This window comes from Thermostichus sp. MS-CIW-34 (assembly GCF_054060435.1).
This window is the reverse complement of sequence record NZ_JBSSDE010000020.1, coordinates 36,373-55,804: the sequence shown is the minus strand read 5'-3', so window position 1 is coordinate 55,804 and position 19,432 is coordinate 36,373. Positions and strand designations below refer to the sequence as shown.

20 protein-coding genes and 1 pseudogene are annotated in these 19,432 nt (G+C 60.1%); 17 read left to right on the top strand and 4 right to left on the bottom strand.

From position 1 onward, the window contains the following. Nucleotides 1-160 (top strand): annotated as a pseudogene (locus tag ACVWYY_RS08615) (RNA-guided endonuclease TnpB family protein); the annotation flags it as partial. Between the two features lie 60 nt (nt 161-220). Here ACVWYY_RS08615 and ACVWYY_RS08610 read toward each other — a convergent pair. Continuing rightward, nucleotides 221-1,282 carry a carboxypeptidase-like regulatory domain-containing protein gene (locus ACVWYY_RS08610; RefSeq protein ID WP_457402604.1) on the bottom strand — a complete coding sequence of 354 codons (1,062 nt, stop codon included), beginning with the start codon at nt 1,280-1,282 and terminating at the stop codon, nt 221-223. A gap of 88 nt (nt 1,283-1,370) precedes the next feature. Further along, nucleotides 1,371-3,359, bottom strand: coding sequence for a carboxypeptidase regulatory-like domain-containing protein (locus tag ACVWYY_RS08605; protein ID WP_457402602.1), 1,989 nt, complete (start codon nt 3,357-3,359; stop codon nt 1,371-1,373). Between the two features lie 167 nt (nt 3,360-3,526). Between ACVWYY_RS08605 and rpmJ the strand changes: the two genes are divergently transcribed. The 15 genes from rpmJ to ACVWYY_RS08530 all read left to right on the top strand — a co-directional run bounded on the left by rpmJ (nt 3,527) and on the right by ACVWYY_RS08530 (nt 15,995). Further along, nucleotides 3,527-3,643, top strand: coding sequence for a 50S ribosomal protein L36 (gene rpmJ, locus ACVWYY_RS08600; protein WP_011433187.1), 117 nt, complete (start codon nt 3,527-3,529; stop codon nt 3,641-3,643). Nucleotides 3,644-3,844: 201 nt separating this feature from the next. Continuing rightward, on the top strand, nt 3,845-4,228 hold the full coding sequence (rpsM, locus tag ACVWYY_RS08595) for a 30S ribosomal protein S13 (protein ID WP_011433188.1): 384 nt from the start codon (nt 3,845-3,847) through the stop codon (nt 4,226-4,228). A gap of 84 nt (nt 4,229-4,312) precedes the next feature. After that, the gene (gene rpsK, locus ACVWYY_RS08590; protein ID WP_011433189.1) at nt 4,313-4,699 is read left to right on the top strand and encodes a 30S ribosomal protein S11; all 387 of its coding nucleotides are present in this window, start codon (nt 4,313-4,315) and stop codon (nt 4,697-4,699) included. A 150-nt stretch (nt 4,700-4,849) separates the two neighbouring features. Beyond that, the gene (locus ACVWYY_RS08585; RefSeq protein ID WP_457402600.1) at nt 4,850-5,857 is read left to right on the top strand and encodes a DNA-directed RNA polymerase subunit alpha; all 1,008 of its coding nucleotides are present in this window, start codon (nt 4,850-4,852) and stop codon (nt 5,855-5,857) included. A gap of 95 nt (nt 5,858-5,952) precedes the next feature. Then, nucleotides 5,953-6,303 (top strand): 50S ribosomal protein L17, encoded by a 351-nt coding sequence (gene rplQ / locus ACVWYY_RS08580; protein WP_011433191.1) that lies wholly within the window; start codon nt 5,953-5,955, stop codon nt 6,301-6,303. A gap of 13 nt (nt 6,304-6,316) precedes the next feature. Next, nucleotides 6,317-7,174 carry a tRNA pseudouridine(38-40) synthase TruA gene (truA, locus tag ACVWYY_RS08575; RefSeq protein WP_414409114.1) on the top strand — a complete coding sequence of 286 codons (858 nt, stop codon included), beginning with the start codon at nt 6,317-6,319 and terminating at the stop codon, nt 7,172-7,174. A gap of 45 nt (nt 7,175-7,219) precedes the next feature. After that, nucleotides 7,220-7,675 (top strand): 50S ribosomal protein L13, encoded by a 456-nt coding sequence (gene rplM, locus ACVWYY_RS08570; protein ID WP_457402598.1) that lies wholly within the window; start codon nt 7,220-7,222, stop codon nt 7,673-7,675. After that, nucleotides 7,672-8,082 carry a 30S ribosomal protein S9 gene (gene rpsI / locus ACVWYY_RS08565; RefSeq protein WP_011433194.1) on the top strand — a complete coding sequence of 137 codons (411 nt, stop codon included), beginning with the start codon at nt 7,672-7,674 and terminating at the stop codon, nt 8,080-8,082. The genes rplM and rpsI overlap by 4 nt, the downstream gene beginning before the upstream one ends. A gap of 76 nt (nt 8,083-8,158) precedes the next feature. Beyond that, nucleotides 8,159-8,383: a 50S ribosomal protein L31 gene (rpmE, locus tag ACVWYY_RS08560; protein ID WP_011433195.1), complete on the top strand. Its 225-nt coding sequence runs from the start codon at nt 8,159-8,161 to the stop codon at nt 8,381-8,383. Between the two features lie 54 nt (nt 8,384-8,437). Continuing rightward, the gene (gene prfA, locus ACVWYY_RS08555; protein WP_011433196.1) at nt 8,438-9,520 is read left to right on the top strand and encodes a peptide chain release factor 1; all 1,083 of its coding nucleotides are present in this window, start codon (nt 8,438-8,440) and stop codon (nt 9,518-9,520) included. Nucleotides 9,521-9,622: 102 nt separating this feature from the next. Beyond that, nucleotides 9,623-12,256: a bifunctional aconitate hydratase 2/2-methylisocitrate dehydratase gene (gene acnB / locus ACVWYY_RS08550; RefSeq protein WP_457440249.1), complete on the top strand. Its 2,634-nt coding sequence runs from the start codon at nt 9,623-9,625 to the stop codon at nt 12,254-12,256. Between the two features lie 84 nt (nt 12,257-12,340). Continuing rightward, nucleotides 12,341-12,652 (top strand): PepSY domain-containing protein, encoded by a 312-nt coding sequence (locus ACVWYY_RS08545; protein ID WP_414383494.1) that lies wholly within the window; start codon nt 12,341-12,343, stop codon nt 12,650-12,652. 178 nt (nt 12,653-12,830) lie between these two features. Further along, on the top strand, nt 12,831-13,271 hold the full coding sequence (locus tag ACVWYY_RS08540) for an Hsp20/alpha crystallin family protein (RefSeq protein ID WP_011433199.1): 441 nt from the start codon (nt 12,831-12,833) through the stop codon (nt 13,269-13,271). 279 nt (nt 13,272-13,550) lie between these two features. Further along, on the top strand, nt 13,551-14,672 hold the full coding sequence (locus ACVWYY_RS08535) for an ABC transporter ATP-binding protein (protein WP_457440247.1): 1,122 nt from the start codon (nt 13,551-13,553) through the stop codon (nt 14,670-14,672). A gap of 51 nt (nt 14,673-14,723) precedes the next feature. Further along, nucleotides 14,724-15,995 (top strand): class I SAM-dependent methyltransferase, encoded by a 1,272-nt coding sequence (locus ACVWYY_RS08530; RefSeq protein WP_457440245.1) that lies wholly within the window; start codon nt 14,724-14,726, stop codon nt 15,993-15,995. A gap of 30 nt (nt 15,996-16,025) precedes the next feature. On the opposite strand, the gene ACVWYY_RS08525 is transcribed toward ACVWYY_RS08530, so the two are convergent. Both ACVWYY_RS08525 and ACVWYY_RS08520 read right to left on the bottom strand, forming a co-directional pair. Further along, nucleotides 16,026-16,892: a hypothetical protein gene (locus ACVWYY_RS08525; RefSeq protein WP_457440243.1), complete on the bottom strand. Its 867-nt coding sequence runs from the start codon at nt 16,890-16,892 to the stop codon at nt 16,026-16,028. A gap of 31 nt (nt 16,893-16,923) precedes the next feature. Beyond that, the gene (locus ACVWYY_RS08520; protein WP_143597107.1) at nt 16,924-17,520 is read right to left on the bottom strand and encodes a hypothetical protein; all 597 of its coding nucleotides are present in this window, start codon (nt 17,518-17,520) and stop codon (nt 16,924-16,926) included. A gap of 390 nt (nt 17,521-17,910) precedes the next feature. Between ACVWYY_RS08520 and ACVWYY_RS08515 the strand changes: the two genes are divergently transcribed. Then, nucleotides 17,911-19,425: an FkbM family methyltransferase gene (locus ACVWYY_RS08515; protein WP_457440241.1), complete on the top strand. Its 1,515-nt coding sequence runs from the start codon at nt 17,911-17,913 to the stop codon at nt 19,423-19,425. Nucleotides 19,426-19,432 lie beyond the last annotated feature (7 nt).

Here is a 19,432-nt window from a genome sequence, read left to right as displayed (position 1 = left end):
AGGGGATGCGGATTTGAATGGTGCGAATGTGATTGCGCTCTTGGGGGCTGCCGTAAACCAGCCTAGAGGTTCGGGCCTGTTTTGTTCTCTGGTAGGGCAGAGCAGGCTCAGGGCTACTGAAAGCCCGCTCCGTACCGCTTTAGCGGTCGGAGTCGGGTAGTTTACAGGACAATCCCTTTCACGACAACAGAAGAGATCCCGGAGCTGTTCTGCTTAAGACCTAGGGAGTCGGTGTGGCAGAGGGGATGCGCAGCTCCACAGCCGTATCCAGGCGAGAGCGTGGGGGTGGGGCTTCTCCCTGAGCCAGTTCTAGGTACTGGGCCAGCGGGTGATGCTCCTTCCAGCGGGATCCCACCTCAGCAGCCATCTGGGTGACTTGGATTTGATAAAGCTGGGCCAGCTCGGCAGCATTGAGGTTGCCCCGCTCCACCTGATCGCGACTGGCCTCGGCCAAGACATCCGCCACCAGGTTGCCTTGCTCATCAAACCGCCACAGTTCCAGGCGGCTGCGGGAACGCAGGCTCAACTCCGTTGGCGAAGCCGGTCGGGTGAGGACATCGACGCGGGCAATGACGATGGCTTCCAGGCCCAGGTAATCGAAAAATTGGCCTACTGCTTCGGGCTTGCGGCGATCCCACTCAAACAGTTCGTAGATGGGCCAGCCCACCTTCTGCAAAATGGGCTGAATGCGACGGTTGTCCAGAGGCACCACCTTCTCGCCGTTGGGGATCAAGCCCAGACGCACCGCCTCTATGGCCAGGCGCTGGCCCAACAGTTGGGTATGCTCCAACCCTCCCACCCCCAAAATGCCAAGGCGACGGCGGGGTTGAGGCCGAATCGGCACCTGCAAAACCACATCCACAGGGGTGGTCAGGCCCGCTTGCAGGAGGATCTCCTGCTCTGCCTTTTCATAGTCGGGGTGCCACACCGTCAACAGCCAACGCCCGGCTGGGGCTTGGTCTAGCTCAAAAGCGCCCCGCTCATCGGTTTGAATCGGCTGATTGGGGTTCTCCATGCCCTCCAACTGCACCTGTGCCCCCGCCACAGGTTGCCCCACGCTGTTGCTCACCTGCCCCACCAGCCGCGCCGTTCCCTGGGGCTGCCCTCTGTTTTGGGAGGGAAACAACGGCGTCAACCGCGGAATGGGGGTGGCCGGAGCCTGAGCCAGCGCTCCTGAAGCCAGTGCCAGCCAGCCGCAGAGGGCCAGACTGCCTGTTCGCGAGAGCGTTGCGTAGCGATAGCTAATCCTGTGCCGGAGAGGATGAAAGAAGAAAAAAGGCATGGCGAAGGTTGCACCCGGTAGTAGCAGTCGGTTCTATTCTGCTCCGCACCCCTGACGCGAACAGGGCAAGATCCTGCTGCAGGGATCCTCACCCAGAAAAGGGGTTGTTGGTTTGCCATTGTTGGACAAACACCGGCACCATGTTGCGCACCTGCAGCCGAAATAGGCCCGCTGCCGCATCTTCAAACATCGGATCCCCGCCCACATCATCCCGCCCATAGGCTTCGTAGTAGCGAGCCCGATCCCCAGGCCGATCCCTCTGCAAGTCCACCACCACCACCACCCCGCGGCTGCGCAACTGGTTGGGGGTGAAATTGGGAATTTCCACCGGCACCGTCGGGGCCACAAAGCGTAAGGCTGTATTCAGCAGAGAGTTGCCCTGGCGGTTGTAGTCCCGCGAGATCTGCATCTGGGTCAAAAGGATGTAGCGCAATCCCAGGGCATCCCCGATCACCTTCAGCTTGGCCAAATCGGAGGTGTAGCGCTCATCCCGATCCAACAAAGTCAGGCCCTGGGTGAGGGGCAGAAGCGGCTCAAACCAGGGATCCGGCCCCAGAGGCCCCTTCAAGAGCAGTACCGGTCGCTGGGGCTGCAACTCCTTCAGGGCCATGCTGAGGTGGCGGGCCAGCTCATCCGAGTAAACGGGTTCATCCGGCAAAAGGCCAATGCCCTCCGGCTGGCGGGTCGGTTCCCCTGGCGGCAGGCGAATATCCTGAGTGGAGACAAAGCCGGCCCGGACTTCCACCTGGGTGCTGGTCAGGGGAAAACCCGGCACCTCCACATCTACCAAATACAGGCCAGCCGGCAGTTCCGGCAGCACATAAGTGCCGTCGGCAGCAATGCGAACAGTTTGCTGGGGTTGGGTTGGCGTGGCGGCCAAGTGCAAAACCCCGGTCTGAACGGGTTGGCCGGCAATATCCAGCACCCGCCCGGTCACCACACCGCGGTTGCCTGGAGAGGGGACTCCCCCGTTCAGGACCTCTGTCCCGCCGTCGCCAACTTGAGCCTGAATATCCTGCAAACGGCGCAAGGCCGGGATCCCTGCTGCCACCACCCACAGATCCCGCTCCCCCAGCATCACCAGACCCGTCGGCTGTCCCTGCAGCCGCAGCGAGGCCACCAATCGCCCCGTCTGTAAATCCACCAGCTGCAGGCGGTCGCTATCGCGGGAGGTCACGTAAGCCCAACGTCCATCCGGGGAAAGGGCCAGCCGCGTCGGTCGCCAATCCAGGCCAACCCGCTGCAGGGCCTCGCCGCTGCGGCTCAGATCCAGCACTGTTAGATCTTGGCTGCCGGAGTTGAGCACCACCAAGCGTTGCCGTTCGGCATCCAAAGCCATCGCTTCCGGAGTATTGCCGCCGCGCCAACGGGCCAACAACTCCCCATTGTCTGGGTTGACCACCAGCAAACTGAGGGGATCCTCCCCGGCTAGGCCCACAAACAGGGATCCCCGCTGCGCATCATAGGCCAGCGCCAAGGGGGGGCCGGGCATCGGCAAATTGCGGGCTTGCGGCTGCTCTGAGGGGGCGCTTTGGCGTTTGTGCTCCGCACCGCTGCTGCGAAGGGGAGCAGCCATCACCGCCAAACTCTGGGCAGAGGGCAGGGAGGCAAAAACCCGCCCTGTGGCCGCATCCACGGCAATATCCAAAACTCCCGCCGGCAACCCATAAGCCTGAATCAGCTCCCCCGTCAGCAGATCGAGGGCCACCAGCCCAGGGGCATTGGGGCCAGAGGCGTAGACCACCTGCCGTGCCTCATCCACCCGCACCACACTGGGAGCAAACCCCACCGCCACCTGCCACAGGGGATCCCCGCTGGCCCCATCCAGCAGGGTCACGGCCTGCTCCTCCAACAGCCCAACCGCAACCCAGCCCCGATCCGGTACCCCATCGATGCGATCGGCAGAGCTGCGCAACGGCAAAAGCCAATCCCCCTCTGTCCTCAGGCCGTTCCCGTCCGTCGAAAAGTTCTCCACCGCAGAGGAAGAGCCTGCCTCCGGCAAAGGGATCCCTTGCCCCAGCACGGGGGATCCCAGCCCCAGCACGCTGCTCAGCACAACCAGCCATTGCCACCGCATGACCTTCCTCACTCCACAGCCGCGCCTGCTTTGACTCAGGAGATCCTTGCCCAACCAGCATAGCCAACCCGACCGTCCCCTCGGTGCCGGAAAGCCCAAACCCATTTTTTGACAGGCTGCCCAGACGAACATAGAATGGATATTCGCTGGTTTTGTCAGGATCAACCATGAAGGTACGGCCTTCCGTCCGTCGGATCTGCGAAAAATGCCGGGTCATCCGCCGCCACGGTCGGGTGATGGTCATTTGTTCTTCCAACCCCAAGCACAAGCAGCGGCAGGGCTAGAGGGTCGATGGTGGGTGGGTTCAGCCTGCAACGGGAGACAGAGGCAAAGGCTTCCGACACAACCGAGCAAAACGTTGGCTAGACCTCTCGGTGAGCATGGATCCCAAGACCAGCATCTCCACGGCCACATCCCCCTGAATAAAAATCCCATCTCAGGCAGGCAACTTGGTTTGATTTGATTTCGATAAGGTACCCCTGACTATGGCACGGATTGCGGGAGTTGACATCCCCCGAGAAAAGCGAGTGGAGATTGCCCTCACCTACATTTACGGCATTGGGCTAACCCGCTCCCGCCAGATTTTGGCGAAGACCGGTATCAATCCGGATACTCGTACCCGCGACCTCACCGACGCTGAGGTGGCCGCCCTGCGAACGGTGGTGGAGGGCGAATACCAGGTGGAAGGGGATCTGCGCCGCCAGGAGGCGATGAACATCAAGCGGCTGATCGACATTGGCACCTATCGAGGTCGTCGCCACCGCCTGGGTCTGCCCGTGCGTGGCCAGCGCACCCGCACCAACGCCCGCACCCGCAAGGGGGTCAGGAAAACGGTGGCCGGCAAGAAGAAAGCTCCTGCCAAGAAGTAGTCGCTCGGCTTTGCGCGGAAGGCAAAACTCTTCCACCATCCCGAATCCCAACCCCAAACAGTCGATTGCAAGGACACCTGGATCATGGCTCGGCAGCAACGGCGCGGACGTAAAGTCAAAAAGAACATCCCCAATGGGGTGGCCTACATTCAGTCCACCTTCAACAACACCATCGTCACCATCACGGATCCCAACGGCGATGTGGTGTCTTGGGCCTCGGCAGGTTCTACGGGCTTCAAAGGGGCCAAAAAGGGCACTCCCTTCGCCGCCCAAATGGCAGCAGAAAGTGCGGCGCGTCAAGCCATGGAGAACGGCATGCGCCAGATCGAAGTGATGGTCAGCGGGCCGGGAGCCGGTCGAGAAACCGCCATTCGCGCTCTACAGGCAACGGGCCTGGAAATTACTCTGATTCGAGATATTACCCCCATTCCCCACAACGGTTGCCGTCCTCCCAAGCGGCGGCGTGTCTGAAGGATCCCGCGTTGAGGGCTGGTCGAGCGTCTGTAGGGGGGTTTCTCCAGAGCTACGCCATGCCCCAGCGAAGGTCTGCCCAAGCGTGAGATGACCTCGAAGTTTCATCAGTTCTCCAAACGGATATCGAGCCAGACGGACGGGGCCACCATGACGATTCAAACCAGCCGAACCCTCTCCCACTCTCTGGGCAGCAGAGCGAGCGCAAGTGCTGTTGCCTACCAGACCGAGTGTGTTGAATCTCATCGGGATGATAACGGCGTTCACTACGGCAAATTTGCTTTGGGGCCGCTGGAGCGCGGCCAAGGGATCACGGTGGGCAACGCCCTGCGGCGGGTGTTGCTCTCCAATCTGGAGGGGACGGCGGTGACTGCTGTACGCATTGCCGGGGTGACCCACGAGTTTTCCACGGTGCCGGGGGTGCGGGAAGACGTGATGGAGATCCTTCTAAACATGAAGGAGCTGGTGCTGCGCTCCAGTTCCCCCGAGACTCAGGTGGGCCGCTTGGTGGCTCAGGGGCCAGGGGAAGTTACTGCTGAGAAGCTGCAATTGCCCAGCGATGTGGAGGTGATCAACCCCCGTCACCACATTGCCACCCTGGCGGAAGGGGCGATTTTGGAAATGGAGTTCATGATTGGCCGGGGACATGGCTACCGCGCCGTCGATTACTCCGACAGCAAAGCGATGGCGATTGATTTTCTGCAGATCGACTCTGTCTTCATGCCGGTGCGCAAGGTGAACTACGCTGTGGAAGCAGCTCGGGTGGGCCAATTCCTGGAAAAAGATCGGCTAGTATTGGAAATCTGGACCAACGGCAGCCTCACCCCGCAAGAGGCCCTCAGCCAAGCGGCCCGCATTTTGGTGGGCTTGTTCGCACCGCTGCAGGAGGTCAGCTTCGATGCTCCTGTGCCGCCCAAGCCAGAAGAGGACAACCAAAAAAACCAGATCCCCATCGAGGAGCTGCAGCTCTCGGTGCGGGCCTACAACTGTCTGAAGCGAGCTCAGATCAACACGGTGGCCGATCTGCTGCTCTATACCGAGGAAGATCTGCTGGAGATCAAAAACTTTGGCCAGAAGTCTGCCGAAGAGGTGGTGCAGGCTTTGAAAGCCCGCTTTGGTCTGACACTGCCCCGCACCCGCGAAAAAGGCAAGGCCTAGAGTTTAGGTTCCGTCTCAAGCATCTGCACCGCTAGCACAACCGCGTCAAAACGCAAGGATCCCCGAAGAGTGTAGGACACAAGACAGAGGTTACCATGCGCCACCGCCGTCGTACCCCCCACCTCAATAAGCCCGCCGACCAGCGCAAGGCCCTGATGCGGGCGCTGACCACGGCTCTGCTGCGGGAAGGGCGGATCACCACCACCAAAGCCCGCGCCAAAGCCATTCGGGCCACCACCGAGAAGATGATCACCCTGGCCAAAGAGGGATCCCTGGCGGCGCGGCGACAGGCGCTGGCCTACATCTACGACAAGGAGCTGGTGCGCTCCCTGTTTGAGCAGGCTCCTGAGCGCTACCGGGATCGGCCCGGTGGCTATACCCGCATCTTGCGCACCGTGCATCGGCGGGGGGATGGAGCAGAAATGGCGGTCATCGAGCTGGTGTAGCGGAAAGGGATCCATGCCGTACCGTCGCATTGCCCTGAGAATTCAGTACCTCGGCAGCAGGTTCTATGGCTGGCAGCGCCAGGCAGCCCGCCGTACCGTGCAAGGGGTGCTGGAGGAGGCGATTGCGTCGCGGGCGGGGCATCCGGTAACCCTCTATGGGGCCGGTCGCACCGATACGGGGGTTCATGCTGCAGGCCAGGTGGCCCACTTCGACACCACCTCCGGCATCCCTGCGGCGGAGTGGTCGAGGGTGCTGAACGACTGTCTGCCGGAAGATGTGGTAGTGCTGGCTTCTGCTCAAGTGCCTGACTCCTGGCACGCCCGCTTTTCGGCTCGCTGGCGCCGCTACCGCTACCTGATCCTGAACCGGGAGCGACCGGATGTGTTCTGGCGCCTCTTTAGCTGGCAAGTGCGTTGGCCTCTGCAGGTGGAGCCGATGGCGGAAGCCCTGAATTCCCTGCTGGGGGAGCACAGCTTGGAAGCCTTCCGGCGGCGGGGATCGGATCGGCCCCACTCGCGGGTACAGGTGCAGGAGGTGCTCTGCCAGCGGCTGGGGGACTTGATCAGCATCGAGGTGCAGGCCAGCGGCTTCCTCTACCGGATGATGCGGCTCTTGGTGGGATCCCTAGAGGTGGTGGGCCGGGGCCAGCTCAGCCCGGCACAGTTTGTCCACCTGTGGCAACACAACGACTGGAGCCAGATGCGCACCCGCTACAGCGCTCCTCCGCAAGGGCTGTGCCTGACGGATGTGGGCTATGCTGCGGATCCCTTCGGTCAACAGTTCGCCCACTCGCTGCCCTTTTGGGCCTTGCCCACAGAGCCTCCCTCCGCCCTCCGGTCGCCGGCTGCGTTGGCCCATTCCTGCGGTTGATCTGGGCGATCTCCAAGCTTGTCCTGATATGTTTCCTTGCCTGCCATGAACAAAACTCCCCTTCCCAACCCCGAAACTCTGGCGCCCCGCTGGTATCTGGTGGATGCTGCCAATCAGCGCCTGGGCCGCTTGGCCGCCGCTGTGGCCACCCTCTTGCGGGGTAAGCACAAACCGGACTTCACCCCTCACCTGGATACGGGGGACTACGTGGTTGTGATCAATGCTGAAAAAGTGGTAGTTACCGGCAAAAAGCGCACCCAAAAGCTCTACCGCCGCCACTCCGGCCGTCCTGGCGGCATGAAAGTGGAAACCTTTGCCCAACTGCAGGCGCGGCTGCCGGAGCGGGTGGTGGAAAAAGCGGTCAAGGGAATGTTGCCCCACACCCGTTTGGGCCGGCGGCAATTCACCAAGTTGAAAGTTTATGTCGGGCCAAACCACCCTCATGAGGCCCAGCAACCCCAGGTTTATCCCCTCAACACGATCCCAGGAGCCAAAGCATGACTCAAGCGAGCAGCCAACGAGCCGTTTATTGGGGAACCGGACGCCGCAAAACCGCCGTTGCCCGCGTGCGTTTGGTGCCCGGCACGGGCAAAATCATCATCAACGACAGGCCGGGAGACCAGTATCTGCAGTATCAAGAAGCCCTGCTGGCCAGTGTGAAGGGGCCGCTGGAGATCCTTGGTCTGGAAAACTCCTACGATATTCTGGTGCGAGCCCATGGCGGCGGCGTTCACGGCCAGGCGGATGCGATCAAGCTGGGGGTGGCGCGCGCCCTCTGTGAGGTGGATCCGGCCAATCGCGGCCCTTTGAAAGTAGAGGGTTATCTGAAACGGGATCCGCGCGCCGTGGAGCGGAAGAAATACGGCCTGCGCAAGGCCCGCAAGGCTCCCCAGTACTCGAAGCGCTAGGGATCCCTGCCGTTGTTTTTAGAGGAAGATGTTGATAGACAAGGGTATAGAAACAGGCCCAGAGGAGGAAAGGGTTATGCCCAAAAAAGGATTGCACCCGCAGTGGTATCCAGAAGCCAAAGTCATCTGCAACGGCGAAGTGGTGATGACGGTGGGATCCACCAAGCCGGAGCTCAAGGTGGATGTTTGGTCGGGCAACCATCCCTTTTTCACCGGCAGCCAGAAGATCATCGACAGCGAAGGCCGGGTGGAGAAGTTCATGCGCAAATACGGCATGAGCGGTGGCAAAAAGGCCAAGTAGAGGTTCCCCCATCTGGGTGTGGGCAATACTTGGATTCCTGGGTATCGCAAGTCTATGGCTTCTGCTCAACTGATCGACCAGCTTAAGAATGTCGAAGCCACCTTTCAGGAGCTGACGGTGCGCTTGGCCGATCCAGACGTGGCCACGGATCCAGCTGAGCTGCAGCGGATTGCTAAGGCCCGCTCCTCCTTGGAGGCCACCGTCCAGGCTTTTCACGACTGGCAAAAGCTGAATCGCGATCTGCAACAGACGGAAGAACTTTTGCGGGAATCGGCCTCCGACCCGGAGCTGGAGGCGATGGCAAGAGCGGAACTTGAGCAACTGCGGGCCCGCCAAGAACAACTGGAGGAAAAGCTCACCCTGCTGCTGCTGCCCCGGGATCCCAACGACGACAAGAACATTATGTTGGAGATTCGCGCCGGCACCGGTGGGGAGGAGGCGGCGCTGTGGGCGGCGGATCTGGCCCGCATGTACACCCGCTACGCCGAAAAGCTGGGCTGGTCGGTGCGTCTGGCGAGCCTATCGGAAGGAGAGCTGGGGGGCTACAAAGAGGCGATCCTGGAGATTCAAGGGGATCAGGTGTACAGCAAGCTCAAGTTTGAAGCTGGCGTGCATCGGGTGCAGCGGGTGCCCGTCACCGAAGCGCAAGGCCGTGTCCACACCTCGACGGCCACGGTGGCGGTGATGCCAGAGGTGGACGAGGTGGAGGTGGTCATCGACCCGAAAGACATCGAAATCAAAACGGCACGTTCTGGGGGGGCAGGCGGCCAAAACGTGAACAAGGTGGAGACGGCGGTGGATCTTCTCCACAAGCCCACCGGGATCCGGGTGTTTTGTACCGAGGAGCGTTCCCAACTGCAGAACCGCCAGCGGGCCATGCAGATTTTGCGGGCCAAACTCTACGAGATGAAGCTGCAGGAGCAACAGGCCTCCATTAGCTCTGCTCGGCGCATGCAGGTGGGAACGGGATCCCGCTCGGAAAAAATTCGCACCTACAACTACAAGGACAACCGCGTTACCGACCACCGCCTTAACCAGAATTTCCCTCTGCAGCCCATCTTGGATGGGGAGCTGGACGACTTGATCCAGGCTTGTATTGGCCTTTACCAAAAAGAGCTGTTGGCGGAGCTATCCTAGGCCAAGCTGAGTTACCGCCAGCGGATGGGATCCCTTCTCGAGGACCTTTCCTCTGCCGAGCTAGCGGTAGAATAAATACCCACGTCGAGTGCCTAAACCCCCATGCTGGCCGAATACCGCCAACACGCCGCTGCCCGCGAGGCCCAAGGGATCCCGCCGCTGCCCTTAAACGCTGCCCAGACCAGCCAGGTGTGCGAGCTCCTGAAGGCCCCGCCTGCCGGCGAAGAAGCCTTTTTGTTGCACCTCTTAACAGAGCGCGTCCCGCCGGGGGTCGATGAAGCCGCCTATGTGAAAGCGGGCTTTTTGGCCGCTGTGGCCAAGGAGGAGGTTGAATCCCCGTTGATCACTCCCCTGCGGGCGGTGGAGCTCTTGGGCACCATGCTGGGGGGCTACAACGTCCAAGTTTTGCTGGATCTGTTGCGGGATCCCCGGAGTGAGATTGCAGCGGCAGCAGCCCGCGCCCTCAGCCACACCCTGCTGGTTTTCGATGCCTTTCACGACGTGCTGGAGCTGAGCCAGTCCGGCAATGCCTATGCCCAACAGGTGATCGAGTCCTGGGCCAAGGGCGAATGGTTTACCGCCAAAGCTCCCCTGGCCGCAGCCATCACTGTAACAGTGTTCAAGGTTGCCGGCGAGATCAACACCGATGACCTTTCCCCCGCCGCCCACGCCACCACCCGCCCGGATATCCCCCTCCACGCCCAAGCCATGCTGGAGTCCCGCGCTCCAGGATCCCTGGTTACCATTGCCGAGCTGAAGCGCCGCGGCCATCCCGTTGCCTTTGTGGGGGATGTGGTAGGCACGGGATCCTCCCGCAAATCCGCCCTCAACTCGCTGCTCTGGCACATCGGCCACGACATTCCCCATGTGCCCAACAAGCGGGCTGGGGGGGTGATCCTGGGGGGCACCATTGCGCCCATCTTCTTCAACACCGCCGAAGATGCCGGGGCCTTGCCCATCCAGTGCGATGTCTCCCGCCTGGAAACCGGCATGGTGGTTACCATTTGCCCCTACGAAGGCGTGATCCGCTCTGAGGCCGGCCAGGTTCTCTCCACCTTTTCCCTGCGGCCCGTGACCCTCCCCGACGAAGTGCGGGCGGGGGGACGTATTCCCCTGTTGATTGGCCGTGCCCTCACCGACAAAACCCGCCAAGCCTTGGGTTTGCCTCCCTCGACCTTGTTTATCCGCCCCACTCCACCGGCAGACACCGGCAAAGGCTATACCCTAGCGCAAAAAATCGTGGGCAAAGCCTGTGGGCTGCCAGGCGTGCGCCCGGGCACCAGTTGTGAGCCCCTCATTACCACGGTGGGATCCCAGGACACCACCGGCCCCATGACCCGCGATGAGCTGAAGGAGCTGGCCTGTCTGGGCTTCAACGCCGACCTAGTGCTGCAGAGCTTCTGCCACACCGCCGCCTATCCCAAGCCGGTGGACATCCAGATCCACAAAGAGCTGCCCGACTTTTTCGCTTCCCGCGGGGGCGTTGTCCTGCGTCCCGGCGATGGCATTATCCACTCCTGGCTCAACCGCATGCTCCTGCCGGATACCGTCGGCACCGGGGGCGACTCCCACACCCGCTTCCCCTTGGGGATCTCCTTCCCGGCGGGATCCGGTCTGGTGGCCTTTGCCGCCGCCATGGGGGTGATGCCCTTGGACATGCCGGAATCGGTGCTGGTGCGCTTTAAGGGGGAACTGCAGCCGGGGATCACCCTGCGGGATATTGTCCATGCCATCCCCTACGTGGCCATTCAGAGGGGGCTGCTCACCGTTGAGAAAAAAGGCAAGAAAAACGTCTTTGCCGGGCGCATCATGGAGATCGAGGGCCTGCCGCATCTGAAGGTGGAGCAAGCTTTTGAGTTTACCGATGCCTCGGCAGAGCGCAACTGTGCCGGCTGTACCATCCAGCTGAGCCTCGAGACGGTCTCAGAATATCTGCGCTCCAACGTGGTGCTGCTGAAAAACATGATTGCCCGCGGCTACCAGGATGCGAGAACCTTGCTGCGGCGCATCGCCAAAATGGAAGCCTGGCTGGCCAGCCCCACCCTCCTGGAGGCGGATGCCGACGCTGAATACGCCGAAGTCATCGAAATCGACCTCAGCACCATCACCGAGCCAATTGTCTGTGCCCCCAACGATCCCGACAAGGTGATGACCCTGAGCGAAGTCCATGCCCAACACGCCGCCGGCAACCCCGATACGCCGATCAAGATTGACGAAGTTTTCATCGGCTCCTGCATGACCAACATCGGCCACTACCGCGCCGCCGCCAAAATCCTGGAAGGCCAAGGGCGGGCCAAGGTGCGCCAATTCTGGATCTGTCCGCCCACCCGCATGGATGAGGCACAACTGCGCTCGGAAGGCGTATACGGCACCTTTGCTGCCGCCGGGGCCAGAACGGAAATGCCGGGATGCAGCTTGTGTATGGGCAACCAAGCCCGCGTGGAAGATGGGGCCACCGTCATGTCCACCTCCACCCGCAACTTCAACAACCGCATGGGCAAAGACGCGCGGGTTTATCTGGGATCCGCCGAGCTGGCCGCTGCCTGCGCCCTTTTGGGCCGGATCCCCACCCCTGAGGAGTACCGAGAGATCGTCTCCACCAAGATCCAGCCCTTTGCCGGCGAGCTGTATCGCTACCTCAACTTCCACGAGATCCCCGGCTTTGAGGACGAAGGGCGGGTCATCCCCCCCGAGCAAATGCCCAAGATCGAGGATTTGCTCGGGATCCGTTCTTGAGCAGGGTGGAGTAGGATTCCAAATCTGCCCTGGGTCGCCCTGATAGCATGGCAGGGATCGCCCCATTGCCCTGGAGAAAGCTCAATGGCCCTGAATCCAAAGAGGATCCGCCGCATCCACCGCACCCTTGCCCCCATCCTGGCCTTGCCTTTGGTGGTGACGGTGCTGACGGGATCCCTCTATCAAATTGCCCGCCTTAACGAAAACTTCGACTACTACTGGCTGATCCAAATCCACAAAGGGCAGTGGGGCCCCCTCGATCTGCAAGCGGTTTACCCCTTCTTAAACGGACTGGGGCTGCTGGTGATGGTGGCCACCGGTCTCAGTATGTGGTTACCCACAAAACTCCATCGCCGCCCCAAACATACGGAGTCCCAGAGGGTTTTGGATGGATAAACCTGTAGGGTAAACACCTAAGAAACATTCCAGAAAACCCTACACTTCTCGGAATAGATTTGAATACACTAGAAGCATAGAGGTTTTGCTTATACCTCTAAAGTTGAGCCCCGAAAGCTAAGCTCCAAACTCGAAGTGGAAGTCAAAAAAGCAAAGTAATAGAGGAGGAGGATGCTCTATGGCTCTTGTCCGCTGGGATCCATTTCGGGAAATTGACGAAATTCAACGGGAAATGAACCGGATGTTCGACCGGCTGATCCCTCGCACCACCGAAGCTGACGGCTTCGCCTTCATGCCGGCAGTGGAGATGCACGATGATCCCGAAACCATTACCCTGAAGCTGGAGCTGCCCGGCTTGAACCCCAACGACTTGGATATCCAAGCCACAGCCGAAGCGGTCTCCATCACTGGGGAACGGCGATTTGAGAAGCGCTCTGAAGACAAAGGGGTAACCCGGACTGAATTCCGTTACGGGCGCTTCCAACGGGTGATCCCACTGCCGAACCGGATCAAACACGATCAGGTGAAAGCCGAATACAAAGATGGGATCCTCACCCTCACCTTGCCGAAGGCCGACTCTGAAAAAGCCCAAGTGGTCAAAGTGAGCGTTGTCTCCTGATGGCCTAGAGGTTAGGCAACTTCCTAATAGGGAAAAAGGATCCCATAGAGGTAGGCGATGAGCCTACCTTTTTTTACATTTCGGTTCAAGATTCCATGGCTTCCCAGCTCCCCTCTCCTTCTGGGAAAGGGGCCGGGGCAAGGGCAGGGGCAACGACCATAAACTGGCTTCGCTGCAGGGATCCCCAGCTCTCCCTACCGAACTCAACTCAACTCGATTTGACTTTTGCCCGCCGCTTTGGATAGGGTTTGAGTGCGCAACGGAGCCAAGGTTGAGAGCATGGCCAGCGTTACCTACGAACACGTTACCAAGCGCTACAGAGACACCACCGCCGTCCATGACCTGAACATCACCGTCGAAGACGGGGAATTTCTCGTCTTTGTCGGCCCCTCCGGCTGCGGCAAAACCACCTCCCTGCGCATGCTGGCCGGCTTGGAAGAAGTGAGCGCCGGCTCCATCTACATTGGCGACCGGGTGGTGAACGATGTCCCCCCCAAGGATCGGGATATCGCCATGGTCTTCCAATCCTATGCCCTCTACCCCCACATGACCGTGGCCGAGAACATGGCCTTTGGCCTCAAGCTGCGCGGCCTGCCACGGGCGGAGATCGAAAGCCGGGTTAGGGGGGTGGCCAAGCGCCTTGGGATCGAGCACTTGCTCAACCGCAAGCCCAAGGAACTTTCGGGTGGGCAACGGCAGCGGGTTGCCGTCGGGCGGGCCATCGTGCGCAATCCGGCGGTGTTTTTGATGGATGAGCCCCTCTCCAACTTGGATGCCAAGCTGCGGGTACAGGCGCGGGCCGAGATCAGCAAGTTGCACATGCAACTGGGCACCACCTTCATCTACGTTACCCACGACCAGGTGGAGGCCATGACCATGGGCAACCGCATCGCCGTCATGAAGGATGGCCGCCTGCAGCAGGTGGATACCCCCCACACCCTCTACACCCGCCCGGCCAACCTGTTTGTGGCCGGGTTCATCGGCAGCCCCGCCATGAATTTCTTCCAGGCCAAGCTGCGGGAGCAGGAGGGCACCCTCTGGATCGATACCGGCGCCTTCCGCGTGGCCATCCCGCCCCACCAGGCAGAGCCCTATTGGCAATACGTCGGCAAGTCGGTCATCTTCGGCATCCGCCCGGAAAACATCCACGATCCCCACTACCAACCCCCAGGGATCCAACCTGCCCCGGTGCGGGCTAAGGTCTCGGTAACGGAGCTGGTGGGCCATGAAGTAATCCTCTATCTCAGCACCAGCGACCGAGAAGGGATCCTGGCCGAGCAGGAGTTTATTGCCCGCGTGGATCCCCGTACCCAGCTGCGCGTCAACCAGTGGGCGGAAGTGATCTTCGACATGGATCGCTTCCACCTGTTTGACCCGCAAACCGAGCAGCGGCTGGGATAAGCGCTGGGGTCGCTTTAGAATCCTAATAAGCTTAGAAAGGCAGGGATCCCTATGCCGGAGCAATCCACTTCCAAGTTGGTTCAGGCACAGTTTGACGAGTTTCCGTACCCGAATGTGCCGATTGAGCAGACGGTTACGGATAACTTCGCGCTGTTTGCCAACAGCCTCACCACCGCTTACTATCGCCGCAACCGCAAGGTGGTGAAACCGGAGGGCAAAGTAATGCTCAACGCCGGCTGTGGCTCCGGCTGGGAGACCCTCGTGCTGGCCACGGCCAATCCGGGTGCCACCTTCGTCGGGGTGGACATCTCGGCAGAATCCCTGAAAATGGCCCGGCAGCGCTTTGAGTTTCACCAGATTCCAGACGTGCGCTTCGAGGTGATGGACATCACCGACCTGAGGGCCTTGGGGGAGCAATTCGATTTCATCGCCTGCAACGACGTGCTCTACCTGCTGGACGATCCGGTGGCGGGGCTGAAAGGCATGCGCCAAGTCCTCAAACCGGACGGCATCATCCGCACCAATGTCCACAGCCTTTACCAGCGCCAGTTTATCTTCAACATGCAGGATGCCATGGAGCTGCTGGGGGTGATGGATGAGCCGGCTGCCAAAGCCGTTCCCATCTTGAGGGAAGTGATGGATGCCCTTCACGAGGGCAGCTTCGTCAAAAGCCACTGGCAGGGGGATGCCATCAAAACCACCAATGGGATCCTGGCCAACTTTCTGCTGCGCAGCGACAAAGGCTTTACCGTGCCTCAGGTTTTCCAGATGCTCCGCCAGGCCGGGCTGGAGTTCATCAGCATGGTCAATTGGCAGCAGTGGAAGCTGGAGCGGGTCCTCACCAAGCCCGTTCCCTACGCTCTGCGGCAAATCAAAAAGCTCAACCAAGAGGAGCTGCTGCACTTTATCGAGTTAATCTTTCCTAACCTGACCCGCCTGATCGACTTCTGGTGTGGCCACCCCACCGGAGCGACTTCTCCTCAACCCTTCAGCAGCGAGGAATGGAGAAATGGCTCGGTACAGGCGCATCCTCTGCTGCTGAGGCTCAACGCCAAGGCTGCCTTTGAGAATGCCATCCGCGACAATGGCCCGGTCAATATCAACGGTTGGCCCGGATCCGAGGGCAACATTGCCATCGATCCCTTCTCGGTGCGCTGGCTGGTTGATGTGTTTGGGGAGAAACCTGTGCCTGTGCAGGCTCTGGTGGCCAAGGCCCTGGATTTCATGGATTGGACCCCAGAAGAAGCCTTTAACCAGGTGGTGGCCAACCTGAAGTTTCTGGAAGAGCGGCTGGTGGTGCTGTTGGACTCTCCCCTGCGTTAACAGGACTTGCTCCCTCAGGAGCTGTCCCACCTAAGGCTGGGATCCGGATCCCTCTGAGTCTGCTTTGAGTACCCTGATTTGCTCGGCCCGAATGGCTGCTGGGATCGATCCTTCCGCATCGACGTTGACGGCGAACCGAACGGTGCCTTCCATTTCCACCACATCTCCCGGGAGCAGATCCAGCCAGCTGGCAGAGCGGCCAAGGCGAGTCACTTGCACCTCCTCAGCGGGAACCACCGAGACCCACGTGCCCGCGTAGCGCTCCAAGCTGGGGCTGACTTTTTCCAAGTTGACCCCAATCCAGCCCTCCTTGCGGTTGAGCAGCCGCACCGTCCCAGTTAGTTGGAAAGGCTGTGCTTCTTCCGCTAACTTGATTGGCTCGTAGAGAACCTCTGTATTTAAAGGCTGCAGCCGAGCCAACTCCACCCGCCACCCTTGAGCCTGGCGATAGAGGGTAACCTCCATAACTGCGCGCAGCCGACCCTCCGGCAAAGGCTCGTAGAAGCCCAACTGAGAGCGAAAAGGGCGAAACCGGGGATCCTCCCGATCCGGCTCTGTTAAAAATCGTTGCAGCTCCTCGGCAGTGAACTGGAAACGCAAAGTCGGCACCACCGCTTCTGGCTTCAGGATTGCCTCCACCCGGAAAATGGCCGTATTGCCCACCGCTTGAATGGGGGTGAGGGTAAACTCCTCCGCTGAGGGCCACGATTGATCCAAGGCCCCCGGAGGGATCCCTTTTAGCAGCCGCGGAGTGAGCAGGGCTTCTGCGGTGGCAAAATCGCGGGCATTGGCCGCCTGGACAAACTCCCGCAGCGTTTCCTCCGCCGTTTTGGCCTGCCAGCAACCCCCCAGAGGCAGCAAAGCCAGCACCAAGAAAAACCACGCTCTCACATCCACACCCTCCCCAATCTCCCTGCAGGTAACAGTCCTAGGGGTTCTCGGTTGGAGATGCAGAATTTTCACCGGGATCCGCTGCTTCTGTCTCTTCTGGGTTTTCCGACTGGGATCCCGAAGCAGCAGGTGGCTTATCCGGCTGCCACACTTCAATTCGCCAGCCGCGATCTTGCTGGTAGAGGGTGATCTTGACGCGGGAGGTTACCGTCTCTCCCTCCAGGCGCATCCCCACCAACTGGGGGGCCAACTGCTGATAGGTCGGATCCGCCAGATCCGGCTGGGTCAAATACTTGCGCAACGTCAAGGGATCCAGCCCCAGGCGCTGGGCCGCATCCTCCAGCGAGTCGGTGCCCTCCACCCAGACATAGGCCGTCTTCCCGGTCACCTCTTGGTTGCGCACCTGCACGTTTTTCCCCACCGTGCCCCAAATCGAAGGCAGGGATCCCGGCCGGAGGGCATTGCTGAAGCGCTCCGTCAGGTAGCTGTCTGCCGTGCCCCAGTCCCCCTTCTCGGCAGCAGCGATGAAAGTGCTCACCACCTGGTCAGGAGTTTGCACAGGAGCTGCCTGCGTACAGGCGATCCCTCCTGCCAGGGCGGCAGCAGCAATCCAGACGGGGAAACGGCGTACCATGAACACTCCTCAACAACAAGCAGCACTGCTTCCCTAGATAGACTACCTGATACATTCACGCTGAACTCTCCTGAACATGGTTCAGGAAAGAAGCGATCGCATCCTGCCTATCTCTGAGCAGGAAGGCGGTATCCCGCAAAGCCCTGAGGAATACCCCCCGAGCGCTTTCCCCCTTCACTTCCCGGCAACCGTTGCGGTGGACTCAAGGATCAGGGGGAAACTTGGTCTACTATATCCCTCTCAATGACTTTTGCCAAACCGCTTAAAGCTCAGTAAATTCAGCAAAGTTCAGGGTTTTGGGGGTTAGAGGCATGCTCTCTTTTGCTGCTTCAGAGAAGGATGAGTTCCGGCAAAGTGATAGGATAGTCCAGCAGCTTAGTCAGCCAAGCCATGGGGATCCCCACCACTGCCGATGAATGTAACGAGCTGGGCATCTCTCACTGCTTGAAGGCCCAGCAAGCCAAAACCTCGCGGGAGCGACGTGCGGCTTGGGCCATGGCTCTGGCAGCTTGGCGGCAGGGTTTGGATCTCGATCCCAACCATCTCCCCTCCCAGTTCAATCGCCTCCATGCCCTTTTGGCCTTGGGAAGCGGCTACACGGCCCTCCAAGAGGGAAAAGAGCTGCTCTCCCGGCTTTTGACCCAGCGTTACCTAGAAGATCCCAGATTGGGCCTAACCGGATCCCAGCCCAGGCTGGCTTGGGATCCCCCTCGTCTGGCTTCTGCTAGCAAAAAGGCCCGCCGCTCTTCTAAGGCCGCTTCTGCTTCCCGCCTTGGCCCCCGCGAGCGCTACCTCCACACTCTAGCCCGTTGGCTAGCCCACCACAGCGGAGTCGTTTACCGACCGGAGCCATTGCCCTACTGGCGGCTGGCTGCAGCCATTGACCCAGAGGATCTAGAGGCGCAAATGGTGGTTGCCATGAATGCGGCGGCCCAAGCGCAGCCGGAAGGGCCTTTTTTGCTGCAGAAAATAGCGGATCACTTCCCTGGCCAAAAAGATCGGGCCATGCAAGTGCTGCAACTGGTTCTAGATCGCTACATTCCGCGGCAGGATCCCTCCAAGGCAGAGTCGGATTCAGCAGAGCAAGAGTTAGAAACGCCTCCTAACGGAGATCCAGCCTCGGAGGCGGTGGCCAGTATGGAGATTTGGACTCAGTATGAGGGGTACAAGCTAAGGCTAGAGCCAGATCTTAAAAGCATTGTGACCTTCGTCCTCCTGGCTCAAGATCGCTGGTTTGAGAGTGAAATCGAGCTGTGTCGGCAAATCCTCAAGCCGGGCATGAACGCCATTGACGTGGGGGCCAACGTTGGGGTTTACACCTTTCTCTTTGCCCGCTGTGTGGGCGAGTCTGGAAAAGTCTATGCCATCGAGCCCACGCCGGGATGTTTGCAGTGCTTGCGGGCAACTGTTGCTCAAAACCAACTCGATCCCTCTGTACAGGTCGTGGAAGCTGCAGTTGGCGAAGAGCCTCGGGAAGTTTATTTGGTTTGCGAAGGGGCCAGCGTTTTCAACCGCATCGTCACGGATCCCATGTCGGTTGTAGAAGAAACCAAGCCGGTGCAGCAAATTACCTTAGACGAGCTGTGGATCTCAGAGGGCAGCCCCGACATTGATTTGCTCAAAGTCGATGCGGAAGGGGCAGAAGTTCCCGTTTTGAAGGGGGGGAGAAAGCTGATCGAGACCTGTACCCCGCTGATCCTGTTTGAAAACCAAAATGTCGGCCAGTTTTCAGGTTTGGAGTCGGCGAAGCTTCTCGCCGAATTAGGCTATCTCATTTATGTTTACAACCCGATGATCCAAGATCTCAGTACCGTTCAGGCTTCTGTGCAACTGCCAACTGCGCTAAACTTGGTTGCCGTGCATCCGAATCGCTTTTCTCTGGCGAGCAAAGCTGGTCTGATCTAGCCGTTTC

What these genes read in the sequence shown, in the direction of transcription:
- ACVWYY_RS08610 (WP_457402604.1), bottom strand. Translation starts at nt 1,282, where the DNA reads ATGCCTTTTTTCTTCTTTCATCCTCTCCGGCACAGGATTAGCTATCGC.
- ACVWYY_RS08605 (WP_457402602.1), bottom strand. Translation starts at nt 3,359, where the DNA reads ATGCGGTGGCAATGGCTGGTTGTGCTGAGCAGCGTGCTGGGGCTGGGA.
- rpmJ (WP_011433187.1), top strand. Translation starts at nt 3,527, where the DNA reads ATGAAGGTACGGCCTTCCGTCCGTCGGATCTGCGAAAAATGCCGGGTC.
- rpsM (WP_011433188.1), top strand. Translation starts at nt 3,845, where the DNA reads ATGGCACGGATTGCGGGAGTTGACATCCCCCGAGAAAAGCGAGTGGAG.
- rpsK (WP_011433189.1), top strand. Translation starts at nt 4,313, where the DNA reads ATGGCTCGGCAGCAACGGCGCGGACGTAAAGTCAAAAAGAACATCCCC.
- ACVWYY_RS08585 (WP_457402600.1), top strand. Translation starts at nt 4,850, where the DNA reads ATGACGATTCAAACCAGCCGAACCCTCTCCCACTCTCTGGGCAGCAGA.
- rplQ (WP_011433191.1), top strand. Translation starts at nt 5,953, where the DNA reads ATGCGCCACCGCCGTCGTACCCCCCACCTCAATAAGCCCGCCGACCAG.
- truA (WP_414409114.1), top strand. Translation starts at nt 6,317, where the DNA reads ATGCCGTACCGTCGCATTGCCCTGAGAATTCAGTACCTCGGCAGCAGG.
- rplM (WP_457402598.1), top strand. Translation starts at nt 7,220, where the DNA reads ATGAACAAAACTCCCCTTCCCAACCCCGAAACTCTGGCGCCCCGCTGG.
- rpsI (WP_011433194.1), top strand. Translation starts at nt 7,672, where the DNA reads ATGACTCAAGCGAGCAGCCAACGAGCCGTTTATTGGGGAACCGGACGC.
- rpmE (WP_011433195.1), top strand. Translation starts at nt 8,159, where the DNA reads ATGCCCAAAAAAGGATTGCACCCGCAGTGGTATCCAGAAGCCAAAGTC.
- prfA (WP_011433196.1), top strand. Translation starts at nt 8,438, where the DNA reads ATGGCTTCTGCTCAACTGATCGACCAGCTTAAGAATGTCGAAGCCACC.
- acnB (WP_457440249.1), top strand. Translation starts at nt 9,623, where the DNA reads ATGCTGGCCGAATACCGCCAACACGCCGCTGCCCGCGAGGCCCAAGGG.
- ACVWYY_RS08545 (WP_414383494.1), top strand. Translation starts at nt 12,341, where the DNA reads ATGGCCCTGAATCCAAAGAGGATCCGCCGCATCCACCGCACCCTTGCC.
- ACVWYY_RS08540 (WP_011433199.1), top strand. Translation starts at nt 12,831, where the DNA reads ATGGCTCTTGTCCGCTGGGATCCATTTCGGGAAATTGACGAAATTCAA.
- ACVWYY_RS08535 (WP_457440247.1), top strand. Translation starts at nt 13,551, where the DNA reads ATGGCCAGCGTTACCTACGAACACGTTACCAAGCGCTACAGAGACACC.
- ACVWYY_RS08530 (WP_457440245.1), top strand. Translation starts at nt 14,724, where the DNA reads ATGCCGGAGCAATCCACTTCCAAGTTGGTTCAGGCACAGTTTGACGAG.
- ACVWYY_RS08520 (WP_143597107.1), bottom strand. Translation starts at nt 17,520, where the DNA reads ATGGTACGCCGTTTCCCCGTCTGGATTGCTGCTGCCGCCCTGGCAGGA.
- ACVWYY_RS08515 (WP_457440241.1), top strand. Translation starts at nt 17,911, where the DNA reads ATGGGGATCCCCACCACTGCCGATGAATGTAACGAGCTGGGCATCTCT.